Below are 24,124 nucleotides of genomic sequence, written 5' to 3'. Positions count from 1 at the left end.
CGCGGTCGACCAGAACGCCCAACACCGTTCGGGGCGTTCGGCTGAGCATGAGTCCTGGCAACAGGACTCACTCCCGCTCAGTCTTTAGGAACGGTTGAAGGAAGCGGACGGCCTCCAGGTTGACGGCGTCGGCGGCGTCGAAGTGGCGTTGCCCGGCGTCGCGGTGCGCTTGGGCCAGCAGCCAGGCGGCGAGGTGGGTCGCCGGATTCCTGGGCGGCGACCATGCCGCGTTCGGCGACCCGCCACAGCAGGGCGGCGTCGGGCTGGTAGGCGATGAAGAACTGACTGAGGCTGTAGGCGTGGGCGAGTAGGGCCTGCGCTGCACGACGTTCGCTGCTGGATTCGGCGTGCCGGACGAGGGTCTGCGCATCCCGGATCAGGCCGGGCAGCAGCTTCCGGATGGCCTCGCGGTGATTCGGCGCCTGGTGTCGTGCCTTCCACGCGGCGTGCAGGCGCGCCTTGAGGTGGGCCACTGGGGCGGTTCAACGTCCGCTGTGAGCAAGAAATTGTCAACGGCGGCTTTGCTCGCCGTGGGTGAGCCACGTGTCCGCCCGCTCGGTGTCGGTGCGCCGGTCCATGAAGGAGTTGGCGTACGCGAGCGCTTGGCGGGCCTGCTCGGGCTGGTGGCTGGTGGCTGGTGGCTGGTGGCTGAGGGCGTAGGCGGGGGCGGCGACGGCGGCCGCCAACGTTGCTGCGGCGCTGACCCGGTGTGATCAGAGGTTGAAGGTCCGCCGGGCGTTGCCGGACAAGAACAGCTCGGTGGCCTCCTCGCCCAGTCCCAAGTCACCAAGATTTTCCAGCGCCTGGGCAGGAGTGATCATGGGGTAGTTGGTGCCGAACAGCACCTTCCTGCGGCCCCGGCCGCGCAGGTAGTCGACCAGCTCACGCGGGTAGCGGCGGGCCGTGTAGGCGCTGGTGTCGATGTAGACGTTGGCGTGCTTGTCGGCCACCGCGATCATCTCCGTGGTCCACGGGTAGCCGATGTGCCCGCACACGATGGTCAGCTCGGGGAAGTCGAGCGCGACCTGGTCGATGTAGGGGATGGGACGGCCGGTCTCGGAGGGACGCAGCGGGCCGGTGTGCCCGACCTGGGTGCAGAAGGGAATGTCGAGTTCGACACAGGCGGCATACAGCGGGTAGTACAGCCGGTCGGTGGGCGGCAGCTGCCACAGCCAGGGCACCATCCGCAGGGCCACGAAGCCGAGTTCCTCCACGGCACGGCGCAGCTCCCGCACGGCCTGCACCGGCCGGGTGAGATCTGCGCAAGCCACCCCGCGCAGCCGTCCGTCGGACTGGGCGACGAACTCGGCCACCTCGTCGTTGCTGATGAGCGGCCCCTGAGGTCCATACCAGGCAGCCGACAGTCCGATCTCGACATCAGCCGCGGCCATCGCGGCCACTGTGGCCTTGACCGGCAACGGCTCCTCCAGCAGGCCCTGCCCCGTCCATCGGCGCAACGACTCGAACATCTCGTGATTGGAGTGACGGAGCGTGGGGTGCTGCATCCACGCATCGATGACCGGCATCAGGTTCCCTACCTCTCTCCTGGCGCCGCCAGCCCATACTGCACCGCAAGCGGCTAAGCGATCGCTTATCTCAACCCTAGTGCTGAATTCCTCAAAGGAGGAACACATAGCGGCGGCGTAAGCGCCTGGTGGTTGGTGCGGGTCCCCCTCAGATCCAGGGTCGGGCGTGGGCGTTGAGCTGGTCGGTGGCGACGCGGGTGGCGTGGGTGATGTGGTCGCGGTCGCCGAAGGAGCGCCCGGCGAGAGCGGTCTTGCGGAACAGTCGCCACCAGCCTTCCTGCAGGTTGAGCCGGCACGCGCCGACCGGGATGAACGCGTGCCTGATTCGGGATGCTCCTCCAGCCAGACGCGGGTGGAGAGGCTGTTGTGTGAGGAGAGGTTGTCGCTGATCACGTAGATGTCCCCGTGCGGGTTGGCCTCCTTGACCAGCTGGAGGAACTGCTGGCAGAAGGCGCTGTTGCGGGAGGTGGCCGTCATGGTGACCTCGTGGCCGTCCCGGGGACGCAGGGCTCCGTAGACCCAGGTCTTCTCCGGGCCGCGGGAGTAGTCGATCTCGTTCTTGATGCGGTGCCCGTCCGGCGACCAGCCCGGTGCCGGCGGGACGGTGCGGGGGATCACCGGGCCGAGTTCGCCGGCGCAGACCACGGTCGCACCGTCGGGCGGGCTGGTACAGAGCGCGATGATCCTGGTCCTTTTCCCTCGAAGCCGGGGTCCTTCGACCGGGTCCAGGACCGGGTTCGGCGCCGGCGCACCCCCTCGGCCGGCAAGATCCTGCGCACCTGGGAACGGCTCACCTGGATGCCCAGCTCCCGGGCGCGCGCCACGGCGACCGAGTTCCTCGGCTCGCCGACCGTGTACCAGGGCGGCCCCCGCCGCCTGTGGCGGGAACTGCAACGGGTCCGAGCCGGCTCAACCGGGAGGGCGAACTGCCCCTGTACGGCGCCCGGGTCACCATCACGCAGGACGGGGCGACAACCCTGTCGCGAGGCGCCTGGTCCGCCACCCTGTAGCCGCCGTCCGCAATACGGCGGCCCCCGCCCGGGGCTGCCCTCTGATCGGCCCCGATCATCCGCTTGCCCCGTGGGGCGGGGCCAATGAGTTTGCTGCATCGCGACGCCCGATGGGAGGCGTTCGCTTCGGCGTCAGGTCGCGCGGAGAATCCCAGGATCAGCCGCGGTGTGTCGTGCCGTTGAGGATCTGCTCGCGAAGGATGTCGGCGTGGCCGCAGTGCTGGGCCAGTTCGCGCAGTGTGTGGAGGTAGATCCAGCGCAGCGGCAGGGGGCCCCGGCGGTTGCCCCGTACGAGGTCGTCCAGCGTCAGGCTTGTCGTGGTTCGGCGGGACGCCGCGCACGCCTGCTGGTAGGCATGCTGGACCGAGGCGATCGTGTCGCCGTCGTGGAGGTCGAACGACTCGTCGGGCGAGTCGGGAATGCCGATCTCGGGGCGGGATCGGCAGGTGATCGCCTCATCGAACCAGACCTTCTCGACGAACGTGGCGTGCTTGACCAGGCCGAGCAGCGTGGTCTTGGACGGGACCAGCGACCGGCGTGCCTGCTCTTCGGTCAGCCCGTTCAGACTGTCGTGCAGCGCGGATCGATGCTCATCGAGGAATGCCTCGAACTGATCGCGGAGCGTTGCGTGGAAGACGGCGGGTTCCGCCGACGGATGGAAGACCATGACCGCAACGATAGGCTGCTCAGCTCGTTGCTTGAGATCCCACCTGTGTGGAGCGCACCCAGGCGGCGAAGACTTCCACGGCGTTGACGACTGTCTCGAAGCGCAGGGAGTGGAACAGGTCGAAGGCATGCTGCGCTCCGGCGAGTTCCACATAGACCACCGGATTGGACGAGACGTGCTGCAGCCTCTCGGCGAAGTGCCGGGCTCCCTCGATGAGGACCGCGGTGTCGTTGTCGCCGTGGGCCATGAACAACGGTGGGGTGTCCGGGTGGAGGTGGGCCTCGGGTGATGACGGCAGCTTCTTTCCATTGTCCAGGTATCCGTAATAGGCGTTGAGGCAGATGACGGCGCAGACGGACGCGTCGACGCGCTCGAAGCCGGGTTGGAATCTCGGGTCGTTGGGTGCCTGGGCGGCCATCGCGGCCATGTGTCCGCCGCGTACACAGCGGAACAACCGGCCGGCCCGCGCCGCCGTGAACGCCGTGAGGAAGAAGGCGGCGATGAGGGCGACCGGGAGCACAAGTGCGAGCAGGAGCGCGAGCGGGAGCGGGGGCCGCGGTCGGCTCTCGGCGCAGGAAGATCACGGTTACGGCGATCGACGCGGCAACACCACCAGTCGCCAGAACGATCGGAGCTGGCACCGGCAGCCGCAGTCGGCGCGAACGTGCGGCGGCCAGGACCACCATTGCACCGACCAGGCCGGTGAAGCTCACCGCGAACACCCTCAGCCCGGGCCCACCGCGCTGACCGTCGGCCCGGCCGCCGCAACCCAGGCCACGAGCACCCCGTCACGAGGGCGAGCATCGGCCAGCCACCCGCCGGTGGCAGCCACAGCGTGGCCCGGACACTGCTGAGCGCGAACCGCCACCGGGCCGAGTGCCCCTCTACTTCGGCCAGTTCGGCGGTCATCGCCCTGCCCCAGTCGCGGCGGCGTTCGGGCAGCGCCGCCACTCAGTCCAGGTGAGCGGCCCTGGCTCCCATGAAGACCGGGAAACGACAAGTGATTGAGAATCGAGGCAGGGGTGTGACCTTTCAACTGGTGGAGAGGGAAAGTGGGTTGCGCCAGGCAGAGCGTTGTGATCACGGGCCGGTAGGGTACCCGGGTGTCCTCCGTGACCTTGCGCCATTCAGTCCGCGATCGTGCTGGACGAAGACGAACGTGTGCTGTGTGCCGATCGGCCATGCCGAGTGGAGCAGCTGATCATCCGTGGTGTCCCCGCTGAGCCAGTGCTGCTCGGCCTGTGCATTGCGACCCGTTGCATCCGCGTCGGAACATGCTGCTTGAGGCCGACAGGCCAACCGGCGAAGCCGGGCGCGCTGGTGTGGCTCCGCCTCAAGAGGGGGTATCGCCGAGGTGCTCAGGCTGACTTGGTGGAGTTCAGGTGGGTCGTGAGCCGGCCTGGTCACTGCGTGGAGGCCGGCGGGCGCATCGGGCCGGTACTGCAGCGTCTTCATGAGCTGTGCGGAGATCCGGACGGGGCTGCCCAGGGCTGATGCGTGCGACTGCCTCGGCCGCTGGCGTGAGGCGGGTCAGCGGGGGAAGGCGGCCCGCCAGAGGTCGGAGTGCCGGCCCACGCCGACGCGGGCCTGTCCTTGGTATGCCGCCTCACCGTCCGCGGTCGGGGGGAACCTGAAGTGCCAGCAGGTGTTCCCGTACCGGTTCTGGGAGAACGTGCTGCCGGTGACGGACGTGCGCTCGACCGCCAGCACTTCGTACTGTGGCGTCGGCCCATCGGGGTCCTTCAGGTGCGGATAGAAGAAGTCCTCCAGGAAGAGCACGCGTTCGGTGGTGAGGATCAGGTACCCGCTCCAGTGGGATCCCGGAGGCTGCGGAAGTTCCAGACTGGAGCATTGAAGGTGCTCCATGATCTCGGTGGGGCGCAGCCTCGCGATCAGATACGGCGCGAACTGCCGTGACCGGTTGTACGTGTAGTTGTGTTCGACATCCGACAGGGCCCCGTCCAGCTTGAGCGGTAGCTCCTGGTGCGCGCGTGCGGCTGCCGCCCCAGCGACGTCGCCGTAGTCGTCCAGCAACTGCGCAAGGAGCGCGGAGACCCCCCGGCGCTCGAAGAATGCCCTGGGGTGTCGCAGCGCCGTGCGGCACAAGGCGATCGCGGCGGCGAGGGCGTCAGACTCGGTCGCGTAGCCCAGTGCGCGAAGGTTCTCGCAGGGATCCGGCCCGACGATCCGGGGCAGGATCCGGCGCGGTTGGTCCCGGTCGTATGGCGTGGCTGGATAGCGGTCCTCGCGGGGGTTCTGGCGGGCATCGTCGATCATCTCGGCGAACTCGTGGGCGGTCTCCCCGGACAGCTGCCCCACGCGTTCGTCGATCACCGCCCGGAAGTCACGCTGGGCCTCGGCGAGGCGGCCACGTCCGCGCGACATGCGGGCCCGCGCCAGGAGCGACTTCGCCGCGGTGGTGCGGGCGGCGTCCAGGTCCGCCTCCGTCATGGCGGGGGCGTGGCAGTGCACTTCCCGCAGCACACGGTAGACCCCGCCGGTCGCCGCCACCCGCACGTCGAGGCCGTTGCCGCGCCCGTGCTTGACGACCCAGCGGTAGTTACGCAGAGCTCGGTGGTAGTCGCGCTGGTCCTCCTGCTGGATGGCCCGCGCCAACACGGCATCCACCAGGGAAGTACGCAGCCCCATGAGCACCCTCCGGTCAGGTAGACGCTGATCATTGTGGGGGTCGGGATGGCGCCTGCACATTACTCAGGTTGAACAGGTGGCCCCAAGTGGGTCGAGGGCCGGCCCGGTCGCCGCGAGGAAGCCGGCCAGCACCTCTGACTCCTGCTGCAACTGCCGCCACTGCTGCGTGGTGAGGCGCGTTCTGGGCTCGGGGTCGCTGTGTGCGACGATCCCGTGGATGTTGCGGGCGGCGGCGAGCCGGAAGGTGCGGGTCTGGATCCAGGTCTCCGTGTTCGCCGGAACCAGGTCGAGCAGCACCAGCCGGTTAAGCTCCAGCGACTCTTCGTGCGGCCGCTTCTGCGTACCGGAATAGCTCGTCGCAGCAGTTCACGGCATGCTTCACCTGTGGGTGGAAGGGCTGACTCACTGGCACGTTGGCATGAGTCAGCGGTCCATGGTTGACCCGCGTCGGCCACTCGCCGCTCGGCAGGCCGTTCTACGCGGAAAGTTGACGAGCACTCGGGCCAGTTCGTGTGCTACGACCCCGGCCGGTGACGGCCTCGAACTCCTGAAGCCACGGCCAGGGGCAAAGCAGCTATCCGTAATCAGAAGCTTCCAGTGCCCTCTCATCGTGGTCGCGGAGCATCCGCATGACGGTGGCCGCTGACGGGTGCTGGCCTTTCTTCTTCCCCGTGGAGTTGACGAGCCGCTCGGCGATCTCCCGCAGGCTCAGTTCCTGGCCGCAGAGGTGGAGCGCGACGGCGAGCATGGCGTCATCCGTGACGGGGGCCTCGCCGATCGACTGCTGCCGCCCCGATCGTCTCGTCTGAGCTGTCCGGCAGAGCGCTGAGGCTGTTCAGCACTACGGCAGCGTGCGGGGCCAAACCACCAGCTAAGGAGGCTAACACGAATCTGCGCGGGCAGTTGGCCGCTCAGGGAGGAGTCCGCGACCTGACCCGGCGACGTCGAACCTGACCCCGCGCGACGAGACGCAGGGGCAAACCCTTCGCTGGATTCGACGCCTTTGCGTGCGAAATAAGAGGTCGTCTCATTTGGTGAGTCGGCGGTAGCAGATGAGGGTGCACGCGATGCTCGTGAAGGCCAGGAAGTGCTCGGCTTTGCGTTCGTAGCGGCGGTGCAGTCGACGGCAGCCGGCAAGCCAGGCCATGGTGCGTTCGATCGTCCAGCGGTGCCGGCCCAGTCGCTGGGAAGACTCGATGCCTTTGCGGGCGATCCGGTGGGTGATTCCGCGTAAGCGGAGCCAACGTCGCAGGTGGTCGTAGTCGTAGCCCTTGTCGGCGTGCAGCTTGGCAGGCCGACGTCGGCGCGGTCCACGGCGGGAGCGGATCGGCGGGATGCCTCGCATGAGGGGTTCGAGGGCTTGGCTGTCGTGCAGGTTCGCGCCAGAGATGCCGATGGAGAGGGGCAGACCGGTCCGCTCGGTGATCAAGTGGATCTTCGACCCTTTCTTGCCCCGGTCCACAGGATTCGGACCTGTCAGCTCCCCCCTTTCAAGGCCCGCATGTTCACCGAGTCGATCGCACAGCGGGACCAGTCCAGCTCGCCGCGTGCACTCAGTTCGTCCAGGACCAGCCGGTGGAGCTTGGCCCAGACCCGGGCCTTGCTCCACTCGCTGAACCGCCGGTGGGCCGTCGCCCCCGAAGGCCCGAACGAAGGAGGTAACTGCCGCCAAGTGCAGCCCGCCGTGGCCACGAAGATGATCGCTGCCAGAACTTCGCGGTCTCCGTACCGCCGTCGGCCACCACCCTGCGGCCGCGAGGGAGCGGGCGGCACCACCCGCTCGAACAGTTCCCACAACTCATCTGGCACCAGACGCTCAACAATCCCCACGACGCCAGACTATCGAACACGCCAAATGAGACGACGTCTAAGAAGTCAAGAGGGTCCGCGAGTCTTGATCGCTGCTGAGCCTGCTGATTGGCTGGCCGACATGACTGATCTCGGACCCGTTGCCTGGCCGCCTGCACCGATCAGGACCGAGCGGCTCGTGCTCCGTGAGCCCGAGGCCCGGGACCGTGCGGCGTTCATCGAGCTGCTGGCGTCGCCAGATGTGCACACCTACCTCGGTGGACCCCGCCCGCGTGACGAGCTTGAGCGCGAGACGCCCGAGGTGCCCGAGCGGTGGCCCGGGAGCTTCGTCGTGGATCTCGACGGGGCGATGATCGGCCAGATCCTGCTCAGGAGAGCACCGGAGCACCATCGCCCGGCTGCCGCGGGGAAGGCCGATCTCGGCTACCTGTTCCTGCCACGGGCGTGGGGATTCGGGTATGCCGCCGAATCGTGCGCGGCGGCACTTGACTGGTTCGAAAGCGTCCTTCCCGGTGAGCCGGTGGTGCTCGCCACCCAGACCGCTAACGTCGGCTCGATGCGCCTCGCGGCAAAGCTGGGGTTCACCGAAGTAGAGCGGTTCCGGGCCTGGGACGCTGAGCAGTGGCTCGGCCTGCGGTCCCCGGTCCCGCCCTCCGATTGAGCTCGCGCTCGACAGCTCGGATCTGTCGACGTGCCGTTGTTCTCGTTGACGAAGCCGGGCGGGTTCGCGGGTCAGGCAGGCGCTGGAAGGAGTGGCGCGAAGGCGCGTTGTTCGTCGAACGGCTGCCGGGTCTGGAGGCAGTGGTGAAGCTGTCCGAGGAATCGGTTGAGCAGGTGGCGCTGGGCGGCGTTGTGCCAGTCGCCGTGTTCGCGTCGGCGCCGGTAGTGGGCGTTCGCTCCGGGTGAGGCCCAGAGGAAACCCGCGTGCATGAGCCGGTTGTTCTTGACGAAGCGGCGGCCGACGAAGCGTTTCTTGCCGGATGCACGGGTGATGGGAGCGGAGCCGGCGTAGGACTTGAGTGCTCTGGCGTCGGCGAAGCGGGTCCGGTCGTCACCGATCTCGGGGAGGATGCGGGCTGCGAGCTGGGGACCGAGGCCGGGGAAGCTGAGCAGGATCTCGCTGTCGGCGTGCTGGTGGAAGGCCGCTTCGGCGGCCGTGGCGAGGTCGTCCGCGGCCTGGCAGGCGGCGTCCAGCTGCTTGAGCAGGGCCAGCAGTTGCTGGCCGAAGGCGTCCTCGACGGCCGGGAGGTGGTGGGCATACTCGGCGCGGAAGACGCTCCGCAGGCGCTCGGCCTCGGTGTCGAAGGCCCGGGTGCGCCCGCTGCGTTTGAGGGTGGCCCGGAGCTGGGCGAGGGTGAGCCGGGCCGCCTTCGCCGGGGTCGGGGCCAGGGCGAGGACTACTCGGGCGTCTGCCCTGGTCAGGACGCCTTCCTTGCCCTGGAAAGCGTGCAGGCCACGTTATGCAGACCTGCCGCCTGCGGACGGCCGGGCGTTGCGCCAGGCCAGGCGGTAGTCGGACCTCTGATCAGCGTCTCCAACGGCGCCTCTCGGGCCCGGTGGCACCACCCCCAGGTCATGCGTTCGACAGGGGGGAACAGCCATGCCGGGCCCGAAGGCCAGCGGTCCTCTTGCAGGACCGCGGAAAACATAACGGGGGGGGCTGGTTGGCCGGCTTCGGTTGTGGGGGAGCGGTGGTGGGGTGGTGATGTCGAGGCCGGTGTTCGGGGCGGTTCGTCGTCGTGTGCCGTGGCTGGCGCGGCCGGTGGTGACGGCCCCGAGCACGTGTTGCTTCAGGGGGTGGTGGTGGGGTGGTTTCGGGGTTGGTTGAGCTGTGCTGCGAGGAGGTGGGAGTCGAGGAGGGCGACGTCGGCGGTGCGGTCGGCGCGCGCGTAGCCGGCCAGCATGCGCTTGGTGAGGATGAGTGCTTCTGGCGGGCGCCGGGCGAGGGTCCTGGTCCAGGCGTTGATGGTCTGGTCCAGTTCGTCGATGGGGGCGGTCTTGTGCAGGAGGCCGAGGCGGTGGGCGGTGGCCGCGTCGAATGCGTCGCTGGTGAGCATGAGTTCGCGGATTTGCGCGGCGCCGGCCTCGGAGATCAGGCGCCCCATGGCGCCTCCCCAGGCGGGCGGGAGGCCCAGGCCGACTTCGGGCATACGGAAGCGGGAGGTGTCGGCGCCGGCGCGCAGGTCGCAGAAGGAGGCGAGTGCGAGGCCGGCGCCGACGACTTTGCCGTGGAGGCGGGCGATGGTGATGGTGTGGGTATTCTCCAGGGCCTGGCACAGGCGGTGGGCCTTGTCGGCGATGCGGCGCAGGGCGGCGCCGGTCGGATCCGCGGCCAGAGCCTCCTGGTACTCGTGCCGGTCGGCTCCCAGGCAGAAGTCATCGCCCAGGGACGACAGGAGCAGGATGCGGATGTCGGGCCGCTGGTGGAGGTCGTCGAGGACGGCGATGAGGTCGTCGACGACGGCGGTGCTGAGGGTGTCGTCCTGCTGTGCGGGGTTGAGACGCACACGGAGCACCGGGCCGTCCTGCTGGACGGCCACGGTCTTGTACGTGCGGGCGGTGGGGGTGCCGATGGTTTCGGTCATGCGAGGGCGACGTCCAGGGTCAGCAGGCGCCGGAACGCTACCCGGGGCGCCGCCCACGACGGGCGGCGTACGAGGGTGAGGCGGGGCAGGCGTCTGATCAGGTGGTGGAGGAGGGTCTGGGCTTCCAGTCGGGCGAGCGGCGCTCCGAGGCAGTAGTGGATGCCGCCGCTGAAGGCGAGATGGTCTTGTCTTCGTCGGGGGTCGAACTGTTCGGGGTCAGGGTGCCGGGCCGGATCGTGGTGAGCTGCGCCCACCATGAGGTGGACCATCTCGTCCGTGCGGATCTCGGTGCCTTCGAGGACGCAGTCCTTGGCGGCTATCCGGCTGATCACGTGCGTGGGCGGGTCGTAGCGCAGCGTCTCTTCCACCAACGCCGGCACCAGGTCGGGGTGGGAGGCGACCAGGTCCCAGCGTTGCGGGTGTTCGACGAGCCGCAGTGTCATCATCGACAGCAGGCTGGAGGTGGTCTCCAGTGCTGCCAGCAGAACGAACAGGGCCAGGAAGTAGACCGCTTCGTCGGCCTTGTCGCGGTCCGGCTCGATGGCGTCCCACGTGCGTATCCATCCGGACACCGGATCGTTGCCGGGGTGGGAGCGCCGGTGGTGCACCAGGTCCGTGAAGTAGATGCGCAGTTCGGCCATGGCCGTGTCGGAGCGCGCCAACTGGCTGGCGGAGGGCAGCAGTTCCTGGGTGAACACCTGGTCGTGGGTCAACTCCCGCAGATGCGGCCAGTCGGCGGGCGGCAGCCCGAGCCACTCGCCGATGGCGGCGACCGGCAGTTCGTCGCTGACGAGGGCGGCAAAGTCGGCTTCTCCGGCGTGGAGTTGCTCTGCCAGGGAAGTAAGGAGCTGGTCGGTCACACGGCTTACGGTGCGGCCGATCCGCTGCAGGGTGGTGCGGCCGAACGTGCCGGCCGCGCGGCGTATTCGGGTGTGGTCGGGAGGGTTGAGCGCGGGCAGGGTGTTGCTCATCTCCCGGGAAGAGGGGGCATTCCAGCGGGTGCCCGGGCCTTGCTGCTCACGCCAGCGCTTGTCGGGTTCCAGCCAGTCGCGGCTGCGGAGCACTTGGTCGCAGATGTCGAAGCTGGTCACGACCCAGCCACCCCAGGGAGCTGGGGTGACTGCGCCCATGGACCTAAGCTCGTTGTAGATCGGGAAGGGATCGGCCTGCCCCTTCGCCGTCCGCAGACGGGAGAAGAGGGCAACGGCGGAACGGCGGTCGTGCGACGGGGTTGCGGCAACCACCACGGTGACGGCTCCTTCCGGAATATTCAGCCGTCATGCGTACCCGCGTGGTGGTTGAGTCATACAGTAATACCGAGATGGGCGGGGTTACCTGCGTCACTCCCCCCTTGTCCATGCCAGGAATCGGCTCCACAGGCCCTTGGGGTGCGGCGCCGCCGCCGGCCGGGAGGTCGCGGCAGTGGGACGCGGAGCGGTCGGAGCCGACGGCTGCGGCGCCTGTGGATGCGCGTTCCCGGAAGCGGCCGGTGTCGCGGGCCGGGGGGTGAACTGGACGGGGAGGGTCACCAGCGAGCGGCTCCACGGCGTCGGCACCCAGGTGAGGTCCTTGAAGGGCACGCGTACTTGGAGATCGGGAAGCCGGTTGATGAGGGTCTCGACGGCGGTGACTGCGATCATGAATGCTGGGTCCTTGGCCGGGCACGCGTGGGGGCCGGCACCGAAGGCCAAGTGTGCTTTGCCGCTGAGCTGTTCGCGGTGCTCGGTCAGCTTGGGGTCGGTGTTGGCTGCCGCGAAGGAGATCAGGACCGGGTGGTTGGCCTTGAGGGTCCTGCCGCCGAGTTCGACATCGTGGATCGGGTAGTGGCCCGCGTAGTTGGCGATCGGCGCGTAGTTCCACAACGTGTGGGAGACCGCGTCCTCGACGGGCAGGGCGGTGGGCCAGTCCTCGCTGAGGTAGATCGCGCTGCTGGTGCCGATGGCGGCCGCCAACGGCGCGGTGCCGCCGGAGAGCAGGGTGACGAGCTGGTGCAATACCTCCTCGTCGGTCAGCCCCGCGGCGTGCTCCATCAGACGCGTCGTCAGGTCGGCGCCGGGCCGTCGATGCTTGAGAGCGATCAGCTCGGCAAGCGCCGTGCCCAGTGTCTCGTCGGCGCCGGGGGTGCCGTTGAAGATGCCGCTGATGCCGGCGATCACGCGGTCGCCGATCTCGGGCGGGCAGCCGAACAGATCGCTGAAGACCAGCAGCGGCAGCGGCTGGGCGTACTCGGCCATCAGGTCTGCCTGGCCGAGACGGTCGGTACTGAAGTTGCCGATCAGGTAGGCGGCGGACTGCTGGGTCTGCCTCACGAGCTGGCGTTCGTTGACGGTGGCCAGACTGTCAGTCACCGCCTGTCGCAGGCGGGCGTGCGCCGCTCCGTCGCTGAACAGGGCGTTGGGCCGGTAGCCCATCATGGGCAGGGCCGGGCTGTCTTCGGGGACCCGCCCCTCGCGCAGCGCGCTCCAGCGACGGGAGTCACGCACGAAGGTCGCGGAGTTCTGCAGGATGCCCAGGGCGGCTTCGTAGCCGGTGACCAGGGTCACCTCGACGTCGGGGGCGACGTCGACGGGCGCGCTCGGGCCGAGTGAGCGCAGGTAGGCGTAGGTGGCCTCGGGGTTGGAACCGAACTCGGGGCCGTACAGCTTGGCGTTGCCGTGTGCGGGGCAACCGGGCGGTATCCCTTGGGTGTCGTGATGCTGTTGCATGCCGGGGCTCCTAGCCGAGTAGGGACATAAGGTGCTTCACGAGGGTGATGAGGGCCTGCGCTGCGGATTGCTGGTCGCGTACGTCGCAGTCCACGACGGGGGTGTCGGCGGGGAGGTTCAGCGCCTCGCGGACTTCCTCGAGCGGGTAGGTGGTGGTGCCGTCGAAGTGGTTGACCCCGATGGCGTACGTCAGGCCGAAGCGCTCGACCAGGTCCAGCACGGCGAAGGATTCTTCCAGCCGCAGGGGGTCGACGAGGACCAGTGCGCCAAGAGCGCCCCGGGCGAGGTCCTCCCACACTTCCTTGAAGCGCTCCTGCCCTGGCGTTCCGAAGAGGTAGAGGACCAGGTGCTCGTTGAGGGTCAGCCGGCCGAAGTCCATGGCCACGGTAGTGGTCGTCTTGCCCGGCGTGTTCGACAGGTCGTCGAAGCCGACGCTGGCCTCGGTGATCTCCTCTTCGGTCTGCAGCGGCTCGATCTCAGAGATCGACGCGATGCAGGTGGTTTTTCCGACCGCGAAGTGGCCCACGACGAGGATCTTCACCGAGTGGGAGACGTCTGGATCCAGGTACACGGGTCACGCTCCGAATTTCTTTCTCAGGCCATCGAGCACGGCGCTGACCAGTTCCTTGTCGAGTTGCTCGGCGCGCGGCACGGGCTTCCTCACGAGGATGAGGCCGCTCTCCTCCAGCTGCGCCAGGAGAACGCGCACGACACCCAGCGGCAGGTGCGTGTGGCCGGCCACTTCGGCAACGGACAAGAAGCCGTCAGCGACCAGGTCCATGACCGCCCGCGTCTCCGGCGACAGCGTGCGCGCCGCGGACGCCGCGCCCCCGCGCGCGGTAACGAGGGCGGTGCGGTCGTACTCGTGCTCCGCGGGCAGGGCACGTCCGTTCGTCATCACGAAGAACGGCACTAATGCGGACGTCAGCTCCAGCTCTTGATCCGGGTCGTCATGCATGGCCGCCGCTCCCTTCTTCCCGCGGGTTGTGCTCCGCGCTCAGACGGGGCACCACGTCGTGCAGACGCGTGGTGAACTCCTCGATGTCGGAGTCGTGTTCGGCGGCCGCCGCCAGGAGACGGCCGCGGCCGGCGTTGATCAGGAAGATCCAGGCGTGCTGGTACTCGATGACCGTCTGCCGCCACGAGGCGTTCTCCACAGCGCCCGCGAACGGTGACGTGGCACGGCTGTAGGCGTGAATGGCTGTCATGGCCGCGCAGATCGTGTCGGCCAGATCCCGGCTCATCTGCGAGGTCGCCCCGCGGGGCAGTCCGTCGGAGCCCAGCAGCACGGCGTGACGGGCGCCCTTCACATCGGCGATCACCTCATCGAGGTCGGCGAGTACGAATCCCGAACCGCCCGTGGCCTGGTGCCGGGCCGCGTCACCGGCAGTGCCCGCGGCTGCGTCCTGTGCGTTCACCCTCGGCGGTGAGGTGAGGTTACGGCTCAGGCGGGCGACCAGCCGGTGCATGCGGAAGGAGATCTGCTGCATGTCGACGTCGGGCTCGGCGGCGGCTGCCAGGTAGGCCCCTTGTCCCGCTCCGATCAGGAAGTTCCAGCCGTGCGAGAACTCGATGATCGTCTGATGCCACTGCTGCTCTTCCTCCCACCCGGCGAAACCGGCGGTGGCCCGGCTGAGCGACTGCATCCCCGCCATGGCGGCGGAGACGGTCCGTACGTCCTTGGCGGGCAGTCCCTCCGTGGCTCCGCGGGGAAGGCCGTCTGCGGACAGCAGGACGGCGTGACGCGCCTTGGGCACGTTGTCCACGATGTCCTTGAGCATCCACGACAGGGACAGGTCGGCGTCGGAGTCGGCGGTCATGCTTCTTCGGACCCTTCGGCAGACAGGGAGTCGAGCGTGCGCCCCGAGAGCGTGCCCCGCTGAAGCCCGCCCAGGCCGCGCGTGGAGGCGCGGCCGGCTTCCTCGGGCGCCGGTGACACCGGCGGGGAGTCCTCCCTGTCAGGAACGCTGGCGATGGGCGTCTGGCGCGCTCCCCGCTTGGGCAGACCGTGAGCCGTACGCTTCACCCTCACCACCGCTTCCTCTGCAGGGCGGATGCTGCTCACAGCAGCCTCCTCGGGCGGCACCGGTACCTGCTCCACGGTCCACAGCTCCTCGGGCAGCAGGACAACGGCGCGGACGCCGCCGTAGCGGGAGACACCGGTGACGTCGACCCGGAACCCGTACTGGCGGGCCAGCAGGCCGATGACGGGGAAGCCGAACTTCGGCTGGTTGCCCAGCTGCGAGAGGCGGGGGACGACGTCGCCGGACAGCAGCGCGGACGCCTTCTGGCGCTCTTCGTCGATCATGCCGACGCCGGCGTCGTCGATGACGATGCACAGGTTGTTCTGCACCCGCTGGAAGGTCACCTCGATCGGTGCGTCGTGCTGCGAGAAGCTGGCGGCGTTGTCCAGCAGCTCGGCAACGGCGAGGGCGACGGGCGAGACCGCGGTCGCCTTCAGCATGAAGCCGGTCTGCTGCATGATCTCGACGCGGCCGAAGTTGCGGATCTGCGCCTGCGCGTTGCGCACCACGTCGTAGACGCTTGCGGGCCGGTTGCGGCGCCCGACCGGCGCGCCGCACATGACGGCGATGCCCTGCGCCTTGCGCGCCATCTGTGCGTTGGCGTGGGTCACCTCAAGCAGATCGCCGAGGACAGCGTGTCCGCCGTACCTGCGCTGGATCTCCTCAAGGAGGGCCATCTGCTCGGCCGCGAGGCTCTGCAGGAAGCGGGCTGCGCCCTTGAGGACCGCCTTGGTGCTGTCCTCGGCCGCCTCCCCGGCCTCCCGGATGGTCCCGTCGAGCTCACCCTTGTACTTCTCCAACTCAGCTTGCGAGGCGCCCAGTTGGCCCTTCGCCTCGTTCAGCTGTTCGGTAAGTGCGTCCTCGCTCTGCTGTTTCTTCCTCCCGAGGGCTCTGCTGCGGAAGACGAGCACGACGACCGCGGCGACGGCGATCACCGCCACCACGCCCAGGCACCACGTCAGTGCGTTTTGATTCATGGAAAACCTTTCCGGCGCGTGGCATTCGACGGATACACCCCCGCGAGAATCCGCAACACAACCGTTCGGGACCGCTCGAACGCTGTTGCGTGGAGCAGCCCGGCCTCACATCAGCGCCTGAAGTGAGTGGATCAAGGTCGCAGATGCCGGGATGCTATCACCGCGGACCGCCCCGCCGAGCGGTACGTTTCAAGCCCGACACATCCCAACACCACTCTTGTGTACGGCAATTGGCCTGCTCCGCCGACCACGCGGGCCAAGCGGCCGCCCGCGTCCACACCAGCTTTCAGGTCTTGCCGAGCAACGTCGCAGGTGAGGCAGTTGTGATCGCTCATCTTGCCGCCACGGCTGATGCGAACAAGCCGCGCCTCGTGGCCCCGTGGGCCGCATCCGCTCCCGCAGCAGAAGCTGCGATCGGGGTCGTTGCCAGAGTCTGGTGCCGAAGCGCATCCGAGGACGTGCCCGCTCCGGGTAGCGTTGAACAGCCTCACACCGTCGTTGCCTGCCGCGGCTGGGTGGTCGTCATCATGGGCAGTATCCCTCCCCGGAGGGCGTGAGGTTCCGGACGATGGTCAATTGCAGCCGCTGCAGGCCGACCGGCGAATACGCACAGTGCCCGCTGGAACATTGCGGTGATGTCGTTGGTGCGGACGGCGAAGTGGACCAGTGCGGCCACGCGGCCGCGGTCGGCATCACTGGGATGCCTGTTGGGGTTGAAGGGCCTGCGGCGACCCGCCCGGCGGGGTCGAGACGGCGTCGAACAGCTCGGTAAGCCGGTCGTCGCCCGCTGCGGACGATGCCCCGCCGAGATTGCTGTCCATCGGGCGGGGCGTCCCGTTGCTGACGCGCCCGCGCTTGCAGCGTGCGGTAGCGCTCGAGGAGGTAGGGGATGCCGCCCTGCAGAACGTCACGCTCGGCGCGCGCCTTTGCGATGCGCTGAAGGATGTAATCTCCGGACTCCTGCACGGCGTAGCGGACCAGATCGGGGTGGGCCGCGAAATGCTGATCGAGCCAGTTCAGCCCCAACCAGCGCCGCACGAACGGGAACTCCTCCCGCAGACTGTCGAACCACCGCTGCTCGCCCGGGCTCGGGTCGATCGGGACCAGCAGATCCCAGGGCGTTGTCACGTTGTTGGGTGTGCGTGGGCTGATGACGTGCCAGGGCGTGGTCGGCTCGGGTGTCAGCCCTGGGTCAGGCCGTTGCGGCCGCGCCGACCACTCCGGTGACGTGGTCCCAGATCGCGAAGCGGACGGTCATCTCAGCTCGATGGTCGGAGGCTGTCATCAGGTGGCGGCGGGGCCGGAAGTGCGGTGAGATGCCGCTGAACGTGGACAGGAACCGCTGCGCCCCGCCGACGGAGCGGAAGCCCTTCATCGCACGTTCACGCTGCCTCGTCGGCTGATGACTGTTCTCGGCCCGGTTGTTCAGGCCCTTGTGCGAGCGGTGCTCCACCGAGGGCATGACCTCACGGTGGGCCGCGCCGTAGGAACGGAGCTTGTCCGTGACGACCACCCGCGGCACCGCACGCGTCTTCTTCATCAGCCTGCGGAAGAAGCGCCTGGCAGCGGCCTTGTCCCGCCGGTTCTGCACGAGGATGTCGAGCACGTTGCCGCCGGCGTCGACGGCCCCCCACAGATACTTCAGCTCGCCGTTGATCTTGATGAACACCTCGTCCAGATGCCACTTATCACCGGGCCGGGGCCGGCGGCGACGCAGCCCGTCGGCGTAGGCCTGCCCGAACTTGGCGCACCACCGCCGGACCGTCTCATAGGAGACGATCACGCCGCGCTGAAGCATCATCTCCTCCACCTCACGGAAGCTGAGCGGGAACCGGAAATACAGCCACACACAGTGGGAGATCACCTCGACCGGGTACCGGTGCCCCCTGTACGACGCCGACGCACTCCCCACGGACGATCCCCCCTCCCACCATGATCAACCCGAAGATCATCCCACCCGGTCAGCCAACGTGACAGTGCCGGGGGAGCACCTCCGACCAGGGAGGTGGGCGGTGGTGTGGGCACCGCATCGTTGGGCTGCCGTGAGGAAACGGAAGTGGCCCCAGTGGCCGCAAGCCCTGGGGGAGACGGCTCAGCCAACGGCGGCCTCTGAGGGACGCCGTGATCAATTGGCTTCTGCTCGGTGGCCCGCTGGTACGGCTCCGCCTTGCTCAGCTGCCGCACCTCGTACTTCCCTCCAGCAACTCGGCGCTGCACTGCTCGTACTGCCGAGCGGTCCGCCTGGTCATGCATCCAGGATGTGACCGGAGGTCCGATTGCGCGTTTGTGAATCGAGGTTCGCGTCTGCGTGCGCGGCGCACGGGCGCACCGCTGGGAGAACGGTGCAGCAGGGCGGGCGGTCCCGCAGGCTGCGGAGGGCCCGCGGGCTGCGCAGGCGCCGCCGGGGAATCGGGCCCGCCGTCCCGCCCGTCCGCGTGATCATCCTGCGGCTCAGCCGGTTGCTGGCGGGCACCACCGGTTCCCCGAACAGCTCATAGACGCCCATTCAGGGAGGTCACACACGACGACCGACACCGCCACGAGGATCACGGTGGTCACCGCGATGCCGACCATCACCGACCGTCCGTTACACGACGTCAGCCGCTCTCCCGCGTCCGCATACAGCGGCACCGCTGTGACCATCCGACTCAGAGGGGAGCCAGTAGGCCCCCCTCCATCCGAGAGGAGCAACACGTGACGATCGTCAAGGAGTTCCTGGAACAAGGCGCGCCCACGCGTGTCCGCGTGCTCAACGGCGAGGACACCGACGCCGGCCGGCGCGGCGACAAGAAGCCGATCGCCCGCAGCGAGTGCATGTACTACTGCCCGGACGAGGCCACCGCCCGCCGCTGCATCGACGCACTGGAGGAGTCCGACAGGCGGCTGCGTGAGCGGCGGGCCGGCACATCGTCGGGATGCCGATGTGGCTGTGGGTCCGCCAGGGCCCTACCACCTATGGCCCCGCCACCGCGACGGTCACCTCGATGAGCTGGGCCATGGGCGACGGCTCTACCGTCACCTGCGCTGGCCCCGGCACCCCCTACCAGGGGAGCGTGGGTATGGCCGACTCTCCCGACTGCGGGCACCGCTGCACCCGGACCAGCATCAACGAGCCCGGCGAGCAAGCCTGTGACCTGCCGTGGTCTGGCTCGGTCCGCGAGAAGGAGAACGGACGTCACCCGTACGTCGGCCGACGGTATGGGGCGCTCGTGGCCCTTCCCGAGCGTCCTTGTCGTGCCCGACCGATCTGCGGTCCGGGTGAAGACGAAGCGACGCCGGTTGTCGACGCCGGCAGCGGCGGGACAGGAAGGGCGCCGTGGATCAAGGAATCGCGGTCTTTCTCGCCGACATGGCACCCGGCGGCCTGGCTAATGGATCAGGGCGTTCGCAAGAATGATCACCAGGCCGATCAGCATATCCAGGCCCCCTGCCCGGCACGAGGACGGCCATCCGTGCCCGGCGGTGCGGGCGGCCGAGGCGCCCAAGCCGAACAAGGCGACGGTGTTGAACAGCAGGGCCGCGTCTACAGCCGTGGCCTCTGCCCACCACCCGGCTACCGCGGCAAGCAGTATCCCCACCGTGGGCAGCACGGCGGCGACCAGTGGCCACTCGGCGAGCACCGACCACAGTCTGCTCGTGGTGGCTGCCCCGTCGACGGACGCACGCTGGGCGATGACGTGCGCGTACCCGTGGGCGGCGCTCGACGCCAGCGCGGTGAGCAGCACCCACAGCGCGTCCGGACCGGGATCGGCCTTCTCGCCCGTCGCATCCAGCGCGGCCACCATGGCGCTGGCCAGCACCAGTCCGTAGATGCCGCTGAACAGCCACTGTTCCGGCGGCTGGTGCCGCAAGGTCCCCTTTGGTGCGACGCCCTCGCGGCGGACGTGGTCGGCGTGGTCGGGCATTGCATCGCCTCGGTGGGGGATGAGGGCTGGGTCCGCACATGCTCACCCGCGCGGCGTCAGGGAACACGACGCCACGCTGGTGAGCATGATTGTTGTGCCCTAAAGGGGGCAGGCCGGGGACTCCACGAAACCGGGGTCAGCTCAGCCGCCGGGTGGAGCAGGTAGGTAGCTCCAACCAGGCTGCGAATGGCCGTTGGCGGCGGGGTTCGGTCAGCCGCTTTCCTGGTAGTTCATGAACCAGTGGGTGTCGAAATAGCGGGCCATCGTGAACGGGTGGTGGGGGTCGGTGAGGATACGGCAGACGAACTCCGCGGCCTGGCAGTCGAAGGGGAGTTCCTCGCCGTCGAACGACTGGACCACGACGGGCCAACGGTCGGGGTCGTCGCCCTCGACCCTCCAGCAGTACAGGTTCTTGTGCTCCGTGCCCGCCCAGATGAGCAGCCCGTCCTCCCTGAGATCCGTCCACGGCTCCTGGTGCAGGTCCAGGAATCCGTCGAAGGCGCCCTCGCCGAACGTCTCGACCATGCGCTTGTAGTCGCTCGGCAGCGCGGTGCCCAGGCGCGACTCCACCTCCGCCCAGTCCACGTCCGGCCGCTGGGCGGGGTGTGTCCAGCCGGTGATCCGTATGAGCCGCTCCATCCAGTCGACGTCCTCGTCCGGAGCGACCGCCAAGGGTTCCGGCACCTCCCGGTGAGCGACCACCAGCACCGGCCGCTCGATCCCTTGGGCGTCCCGTGCCCTACCCGTGGCGACCCATTGATCCCCATACGCCCACGCCCGTATGGTCACGGCCCGGTCCTCGAGGGGGACGAGGAGAGCCGCGCCTTTGGACTCGTCGACCGTCGGATCGGTGAAGCCGTCGAGGACGAGGGTGCGTGGCGCGCCGTAAACGCCGGCGAGCAGGTCGATCAGGTCCTGCGGGTCCAGGTCGCCAGGCAGGTACATGTAGCCGTTCCCCGGGCCGAGTCGGGCCAGCAGGTCGTTGACGGTCGCGTGCGTGAGCTCCATGGCGGACAGTGAAGCGCACCGCACTGACAATGGACGTGCTCGCAGACGTACCTGACGTCAATTCGGGAGGACTTGGGCCCCATTTCATTCAGTGAGTCTGCGGTGGCATATGAGGGTCGCTGCGATGGCGGTGAAGGCGAGGAAGTGTTCGGGTTTGCGCTCGTAGCAGCGGTGGAGACGCCGACAGCCGGCCAACCAGGACAGCGTGCGCTCCACGACCACCGGTGCCGGCCCAGCCGCTGGCAGGACTCGCTTCCTTTGCGGGCGATGCGATGGCGGATGCCGCGGGAGGAGAGCCAGCGTCGGAGGTGGTGGTCGTAGCCCCTTGTCTCCGTGCAGCTTCGCGGGCCGACGACGCCGGCGGCCACGTCGGTAACGGATGGGCGGTATGCCGCGGACCAGTGGGATGAGGGCCTGGCTGTCATGGCGCTCACGAAAAGCCCGCCGCCCTGCGCATACCTCATGCAGATGGCATACCGCAGGGATCATGAACCGTCAGGCATCACGACATCCCGCTTTGAAAGGCAGTGACTGCAGGCCTTATGGCCTGTGACGACAAAGAGCCCGTCCATCCGGGGCCGCGTTGGGCACCCCGCTACGAGCCTGGCTCGCTCTTCCCGGACCGCGGCTGCGACCACGAGGTCTATTGCCGACGCGGCCCCGAACGCGACATCGTGCCGGCCATGGCCCGGCGCGGCACCTCGTGCGGCAGCCAACTGTCCGCCTGCCTCGAGGGCGGCGCCGGCAACGACACCTGCATCGTCGACTCCGACAACCTGATCGGCTGCGGGCCACCCGTCATTCGGCCCTTTGGGCAGTGCAGGCACGGTACAGGTATCCGTGCTCGTCAGCCCGCCGGAGGTCTCGGTCGCGGAGCAGCACAGACAGCTTATGGCCCCAGTGCTTGCACGTGGCGTCAAAGTCTGCGGCCCGATACTCGACGGCGAGGACGTGGGGGCCGTAAGCCTCCTCGTACACCCCGCACTCGTCGTGGCGACCGCACTCCTCGGCCACGGCGAAGTCGAATCCGATGCGCTTGTCCTGCGGGGTCAGCTCGGCGGTGTTCTTCTGGGCGACGGCCAGCCCGCTCGCATGCGCCCGGTCGGCCAGCAGCTCGGCGAAGGCCGCCGCGTCCCGTCGGTCCAGCAGGCCCTCTGACCGGGTGTACGAGTCCAGGTTGTCCGGCTCGACTGCCTGGAAGCCGTCGACGGCGCAACTGTCGATCCACTCGCCGACGATGGCCGCGAGCCGTGACCGTTTGGCGGACGTGGAGATGTCGAGCAGCGCCTCGCCCCAGTCCTGGTCGACGATCTCCGCGCCCTCTCGGTCGTGCAGCAGCAGATCGTCGTGCCGCTTGCGCCACCACGACAGCTCCTGAGGCTGGGCCTGGAAGGCGTTCACGTAGCAGACCGAGTACACCCCCTTGGCCGGGCGCGCTTCGCGATCCCGCACGACGGTGCGGGTACTCGCCGGCGGTTCGTAGGCGCCGCCCAGCTGGTAGTCGAACGCGCCGTGTGCAGGCGGCGGTTCGATGTACTCGTTCGGGGCGCTCGGTCCCTGGCAGGACAGTGAGGCGGCGGCGAGGACGAACCCCGCTGCCCATGCGCGGAACCACCGAGTTCTGCCGTTCAGTCTGTGCCCCATAAGCTCAGTCGATCATGCGCAGTTCGCTGTCGTCGAACCCGGAGGTGTGCGCCTCATGGAAGTCGGTCTCGGCTTCGTCGCGGAGGCGGGCGCGGTTGGGGGCGGTGTCGGAACGCTCGGCGCCAGCGGCTGAGGTGCAGTCTCGTGTTGTCATCAGCCCTCTCCTTCGGAACACCTCTCTCGCACGTTGTCACCGGGGGTTCGGGCCGGTACGCGGAATCCGTTGTGGGGATGGCGCCCGGAGGCCGGTCGCTCAACACTGGGGGACGGGCGACGGGGGAGGGCTTGGGCATGGCGACGCGCACAGAACCGGCGCAGGCGGCGTTACCGGAGCGGCGACCGGAGTTGGACGCCATCCGGATGCTGGTCGTGATCGGGCTGGTCTTCTTCCACTCGGCGCTGGTGTTCGCCGCCGACGACGACTACTACGTCAAGAACGCCGAGACCACCGAAGCCATCATGATCATCGCCGGATTCGGGGTCGTCTGGGCCATGCCGCTGCTGTTCCTCATCTCCGGCCTCGGCACCTGGCACTCGCTGCGGCGCCGCGGCACGGGCGGTTTCGCCAAGGAGCGGCTGCTGCGGCTCGGTGTACCGCTGGCCTTCGCGACCCTCGCCCTGAACCCGCTGCCGCAGTGGCTGCGGCTGCGCTCGGCCGACCCCGACCACCACGAGTCGTACCTCGGTTTCCTCCCCGACTTCTACGACGTGCACCTGGAGCCCGAAGAATTTCCCTTCCTCCTCCAGGGCGAGCACTTCGAGACCGGCCATCTCTGGTTCGTCGTACTCCTCCTGGCGTTCTCCCTCATGCTTGCGCCGCTTCACCGATGGCTGCCGCGCGAGCGCGTCCGCCGTATCGGCGACCGGGTGGCGCAGGCGACCCTGCGCCGACGCGGCGTCGTACTCCTGCCGGCCCTCGCCTTCGCGGCGATCTGCGCCTTCGCGGGGATGGAGGAGGACTACGCGGGCTGGCACCGCTGGTCGTACCTGCTGTTCTTCGTCGCCGGCTTCGCGCTCGCCGCCGACGACCGCTTCCGTACCGTGATGCGCCGCGACGCCGGGCCCGCATCCTGGCTCGGCGTCCTGCTGTTCGCGGCGGCCGGCCCCGGTGTCGCCCTGTCCGACGAGCCCTTCACGGAGATGACCCCCTTGGCCACCGTCTCCCGGGCGCTGTTCGGCGCGGCCGGATGGTGCCTGGTGGTTGCCATCCCGGGCCTCCTCGACCGTTGGCGGCAACAACCGCGAAAGGCACAGCAGCAACTGCAACCGCGCACGGTGCCGAACCCGGTCCCGACTACCCGCCGACGCCTCTACGGCTATCTCGCCGCCGCCGTGCTACCGCTGTACATCCTGCACCAGCCGATCGTGGTCGCCGTCGCGTACTTCGTGGTCGGCTGGTCGGCGCCGATCCTGGTCGAGTACGTCGTGCTCGTGACGATCGCCCTCGCACTCACCCTCGTCGCGTACGAATTGCTGGTTCGTCGCACCCGGGTGACCCGCTTCCTGTTCGGGATGCGGCCCTAGTGCTGTGACCGGAAACCTTTGCCGGGCCACTCGTTGTGTTGGGTGTCAGTGACGGCGTGTGGCAGGGGGCGGGTATGGCATCACCGGTGAG

Annotated in this window: 24 protein-coding genes and 4 pseudogenes; 3 read left to right on the top strand and 25 right to left on the bottom strand. The window is 68.6% G+C overall.

Annotation, left to right across the window (positions count from 1 at the left end; translation table 11 throughout):
- Window positions 1–85 precede the first annotated feature (85 nt).
- From ACFV7R_RS44085 to ACFV7R_RS44040, 10 genes and pseudogenes are all read right to left on the bottom strand, one after another.
- Window positions 86–529: pseudogene (locus tag ACFV7R_RS44085) on the bottom strand (XRE family transcriptional regulator); the annotation flags it as partial.
- The gene (locus ACFV7R_RS44080) at window positions 510–686 is read right to left on the bottom strand and encodes a hypothetical protein (RefSeq protein WP_385275558.1); all 177 of its coding nucleotides are present in this window, start codon (window positions 684–686) and stop codon (window positions 510–512) included. The pseudogene ACFV7R_RS44085 and the gene ACFV7R_RS44080, both read right to left, overlap by 20 nt.
- Window positions 687–713: 27 nt before the next feature.
- Complete coding sequence (locus ACFV7R_RS44075; protein ID WP_385275556.1) at window positions 714–1,526, bottom strand: amidohydrolase family protein; 813 nt, start codon at window positions 1,524–1,526, stop codon at window positions 714–716.
- Window positions 1,527–1,916: 390 nt separating this feature from the next.
- A pseudogene (locus tag ACFV7R_RS44070) lies at window positions 1,917–2,144 on the bottom strand (IS630 family transposase); the annotation flags it as partial.
- Window positions 2,145–2,693: 549 nt separating this feature from the next.
- On the bottom strand, window positions 2,694–3,203 hold the full coding sequence (locus ACFV7R_RS44065) for a DinB family protein (RefSeq protein ID WP_385275544.1): 510 nt from the start codon (window positions 3,201–3,203) through the stop codon (window positions 2,694–2,696).
- A 19-nt stretch (window positions 3,204–3,222) separates the two neighbouring features.
- Entirely contained in the window at window positions 3,223–3,723 is a 501-nt protein-coding gene (locus ACFV7R_RS44060; RefSeq protein WP_385275541.1) for an alpha/beta hydrolase, read from the bottom strand.
- A gap of 1,010 nt (window positions 3,724–4,733) precedes the next feature.
- On the bottom strand, window positions 4,734–5,852 hold the full coding sequence (locus tag ACFV7R_RS44055) for a hypothetical protein (protein WP_385275538.1): 1,119 nt from the start codon (window positions 5,850–5,852) through the stop codon (window positions 4,734–4,736).
- A gap of 63 nt (window positions 5,853–5,915) precedes the next feature.
- Entirely contained in the window at window positions 5,916–6,149 is a 234-nt protein-coding gene (locus ACFV7R_RS44050) for a hypothetical protein (protein WP_385275535.1), read from the bottom strand.
- Between the two features lie 277 nt (window positions 6,150–6,426).
- On the bottom strand, window positions 6,427–6,600 hold the full coding sequence (locus tag ACFV7R_RS44045) for a hypothetical protein (protein WP_385275532.1): 174 nt from the start codon (window positions 6,598–6,600) through the stop codon (window positions 6,427–6,429).
- 279 nt (window positions 6,601–6,879) lie between these two features.
- Window positions 6,880–7,676 (bottom strand): IS5 family transposase gene (locus tag ACFV7R_RS44040; protein WP_385275553.1). Its coding sequence is split into 2 segments (ribosomal slippage): window positions 6,880–7,338 and window positions 7,341–7,676, totalling 795 coding nucleotides; the frame shifts between segments, so codons are not numbered across the junction.
- A 106-nt stretch (window positions 7,677–7,782) separates the two neighbouring features.
- Between ACFV7R_RS44040 and ACFV7R_RS44035 the strand changes: the two genes are divergently transcribed.
- Window positions 7,783–8,322, top strand: a complete 540-nt coding sequence (locus ACFV7R_RS44035; protein ID WP_385275550.1) for a GNAT family N-acetyltransferase — start codon at window positions 7,783–7,785, stop codon at window positions 8,320–8,322.
- Between the two features lie 71 nt (window positions 8,323–8,393).
- On the opposite strand, the pseudogene ACFV7R_RS44030 reads toward ACFV7R_RS44035, so the two are convergent.
- From ACFV7R_RS44030 to ACFV7R_RS43985, 10 genes and pseudogenes are all read right to left on the bottom strand, one after another.
- Window positions 8,394–9,113: pseudogene (locus ACFV7R_RS44030) on the bottom strand (transposase); the annotation flags it as partial.
- Between the two features lie 338 nt (window positions 9,114–9,451).
- Window positions 9,452–10,246, bottom strand: a complete 795-nt coding sequence (locus tag ACFV7R_RS44025; protein WP_385275529.1) for an enoyl-CoA hydratase/isomerase family protein — start codon at window positions 10,244–10,246, stop codon at window positions 9,452–9,454.
- Window positions 10,243–11,493 carry a cytochrome P450 gene (locus ACFV7R_RS44020; protein WP_385275526.1) on the bottom strand — a complete coding sequence of 417 codons (1,251 nt, stop codon included), beginning with the start codon at window positions 11,491–11,493 and terminating at the stop codon, window positions 10,243–10,245. Before ACFV7R_RS44020 ends, ACFV7R_RS44025 begins: the two co-directional genes overlap by 4 nt.
- A 93-nt stretch (window positions 11,494–11,586) precedes the next feature.
- Window positions 11,587–12,951: a cytochrome P450 gene (locus tag ACFV7R_RS44015; RefSeq protein ID WP_385275524.1), complete on the bottom strand. Its 1,365-nt coding sequence runs from the start codon at window positions 12,949–12,951 to the stop codon at window positions 11,587–11,589.
- Between the two features lie 10 nt (window positions 12,952–12,961).
- Entirely contained in the window at window positions 12,962–13,522 is a 561-nt protein-coding gene (locus tag ACFV7R_RS44010) for an ATP/GTP-binding protein (protein WP_385275522.1), read from the bottom strand.
- Window positions 13,523–13,525: 3 nt separating this feature from the next.
- A complete protein-coding gene (locus ACFV7R_RS44005; protein WP_385275519.1) occupies window positions 13,526–13,909 on the bottom strand; it encodes a DUF742 domain-containing protein in 384 nt (127 codons plus the stop codon).
- The gene (locus ACFV7R_RS44000) at window positions 13,902–14,732 is read right to left on the bottom strand and encodes a roadblock/LC7 domain-containing protein (RefSeq protein WP_385275547.1); all 831 of its coding nucleotides are present in this window, start codon (window positions 14,730–14,732) and stop codon (window positions 13,902–13,904) included. Before ACFV7R_RS44000 ends, ACFV7R_RS44005 begins: the two co-directional genes overlap by 8 nt.
- Window positions 14,733–14,767: 35 nt before the next feature.
- On the bottom strand, window positions 14,768–15,952 hold the full coding sequence (locus ACFV7R_RS43995) for an ATP-binding protein (RefSeq protein ID WP_385275516.1): 1,185 nt from the start codon (window positions 15,950–15,952) through the stop codon (window positions 14,768–14,770).
- 525 nt (window positions 15,953–16,477) lie between these two features.
- On the bottom strand, window positions 16,478–17,080 hold the full coding sequence (locus tag ACFV7R_RS43990) for a hypothetical protein (protein ID WP_385275513.1): 603 nt from the start codon (window positions 17,078–17,080) through the stop codon (window positions 16,478–16,480).
- A 64-nt stretch (window positions 17,081–17,144) separates the two neighbouring features.
- On the bottom strand, window positions 17,145–17,864 hold the full coding sequence (locus ACFV7R_RS43985) for an IS6 family transposase (RefSeq protein WP_385275510.1): 720 nt from the start codon (window positions 17,862–17,864) through the stop codon (window positions 17,145–17,147).
- A gap of 782 nt (window positions 17,865–18,646) precedes the next feature.
- On the opposite strand from ACFV7R_RS43985, the gene ACFV7R_RS43980 reads away from it, so the two are divergent.
- Entirely contained in the window at window positions 18,647–18,940 is a 294-nt protein-coding gene (locus tag ACFV7R_RS43980) for a hypothetical protein (RefSeq protein WP_385275507.1), read from the top strand.
- Between the two features lie 380 nt (window positions 18,941–19,320).
- Here the strand turns inward: ACFV7R_RS43980 and ACFV7R_RS43975 are convergent, their stop codons facing one another.
- From ACFV7R_RS43975 to ACFV7R_RS43955, 5 genes and pseudogenes are all read right to left on the bottom strand, one after another.
- Window positions 19,321–19,857, bottom strand: a complete 537-nt coding sequence (locus ACFV7R_RS43975; protein ID WP_385275504.1) for a hypothetical protein — start codon at window positions 19,855–19,857, stop codon at window positions 19,321–19,323.
- A gap of 210 nt (window positions 19,858–20,067) precedes the next feature.
- A complete protein-coding gene (locus ACFV7R_RS43970) occupies window positions 20,068–20,865 on the bottom strand; it encodes a hypothetical protein (protein WP_385275501.1) in 798 nt (265 codons plus the stop codon).
- 84 nt (window positions 20,866–20,949) lie between these two features.
- Window positions 20,950–21,291, bottom strand: a pseudogene (locus ACFV7R_RS43965) (transposase); the annotation flags it as partial.
- A gap of 372 nt (window positions 21,292–21,663) precedes the next feature.
- Entirely contained in the window at window positions 21,664–22,509 is an 846-nt protein-coding gene (locus ACFV7R_RS43960; protein WP_385275498.1) for an endo alpha-1,4 polygalactosaminidase, read from the bottom strand.
- Between the two features lie 4 nt (window positions 22,510–22,513).
- Window positions 22,514–22,663 carry a hypothetical protein gene (locus ACFV7R_RS43955; RefSeq protein ID WP_385275495.1) on the bottom strand — a complete coding sequence of 50 codons (150 nt, stop codon included), beginning with the start codon at window positions 22,661–22,663 and terminating at the stop codon, window positions 22,514–22,516.
- A 137-nt stretch (window positions 22,664–22,800) separates the two neighbouring features.
- Here ACFV7R_RS43955 and ACFV7R_RS43950 point away from each other — a divergent pair, with 137 nt between their 5' ends.
- Window positions 22,801–24,033 carry an acyltransferase gene (locus tag ACFV7R_RS43950; protein WP_385275492.1) on the top strand — a complete coding sequence of 411 codons (1,233 nt, stop codon included), beginning with the start codon at window positions 22,801–22,803 and terminating at the stop codon, window positions 24,031–24,033.
- Window positions 24,034–24,124: the final 91 nt, after the last annotated feature.

Origin of the sequence: Streptomyces sp. NPDC059866 (genome assembly GCF_042731325.1) — a bacterium.
Lineage (GTDB): Bacteria > Actinomycetota > Actinomycetes > Streptomycetales > Streptomycetaceae > Streptomyces > Streptomyces flavusporus.
Note: the sequence above shows the minus strand (reverse complement) of the source record. Positions and strands in the feature narration are given on the sequence as shown.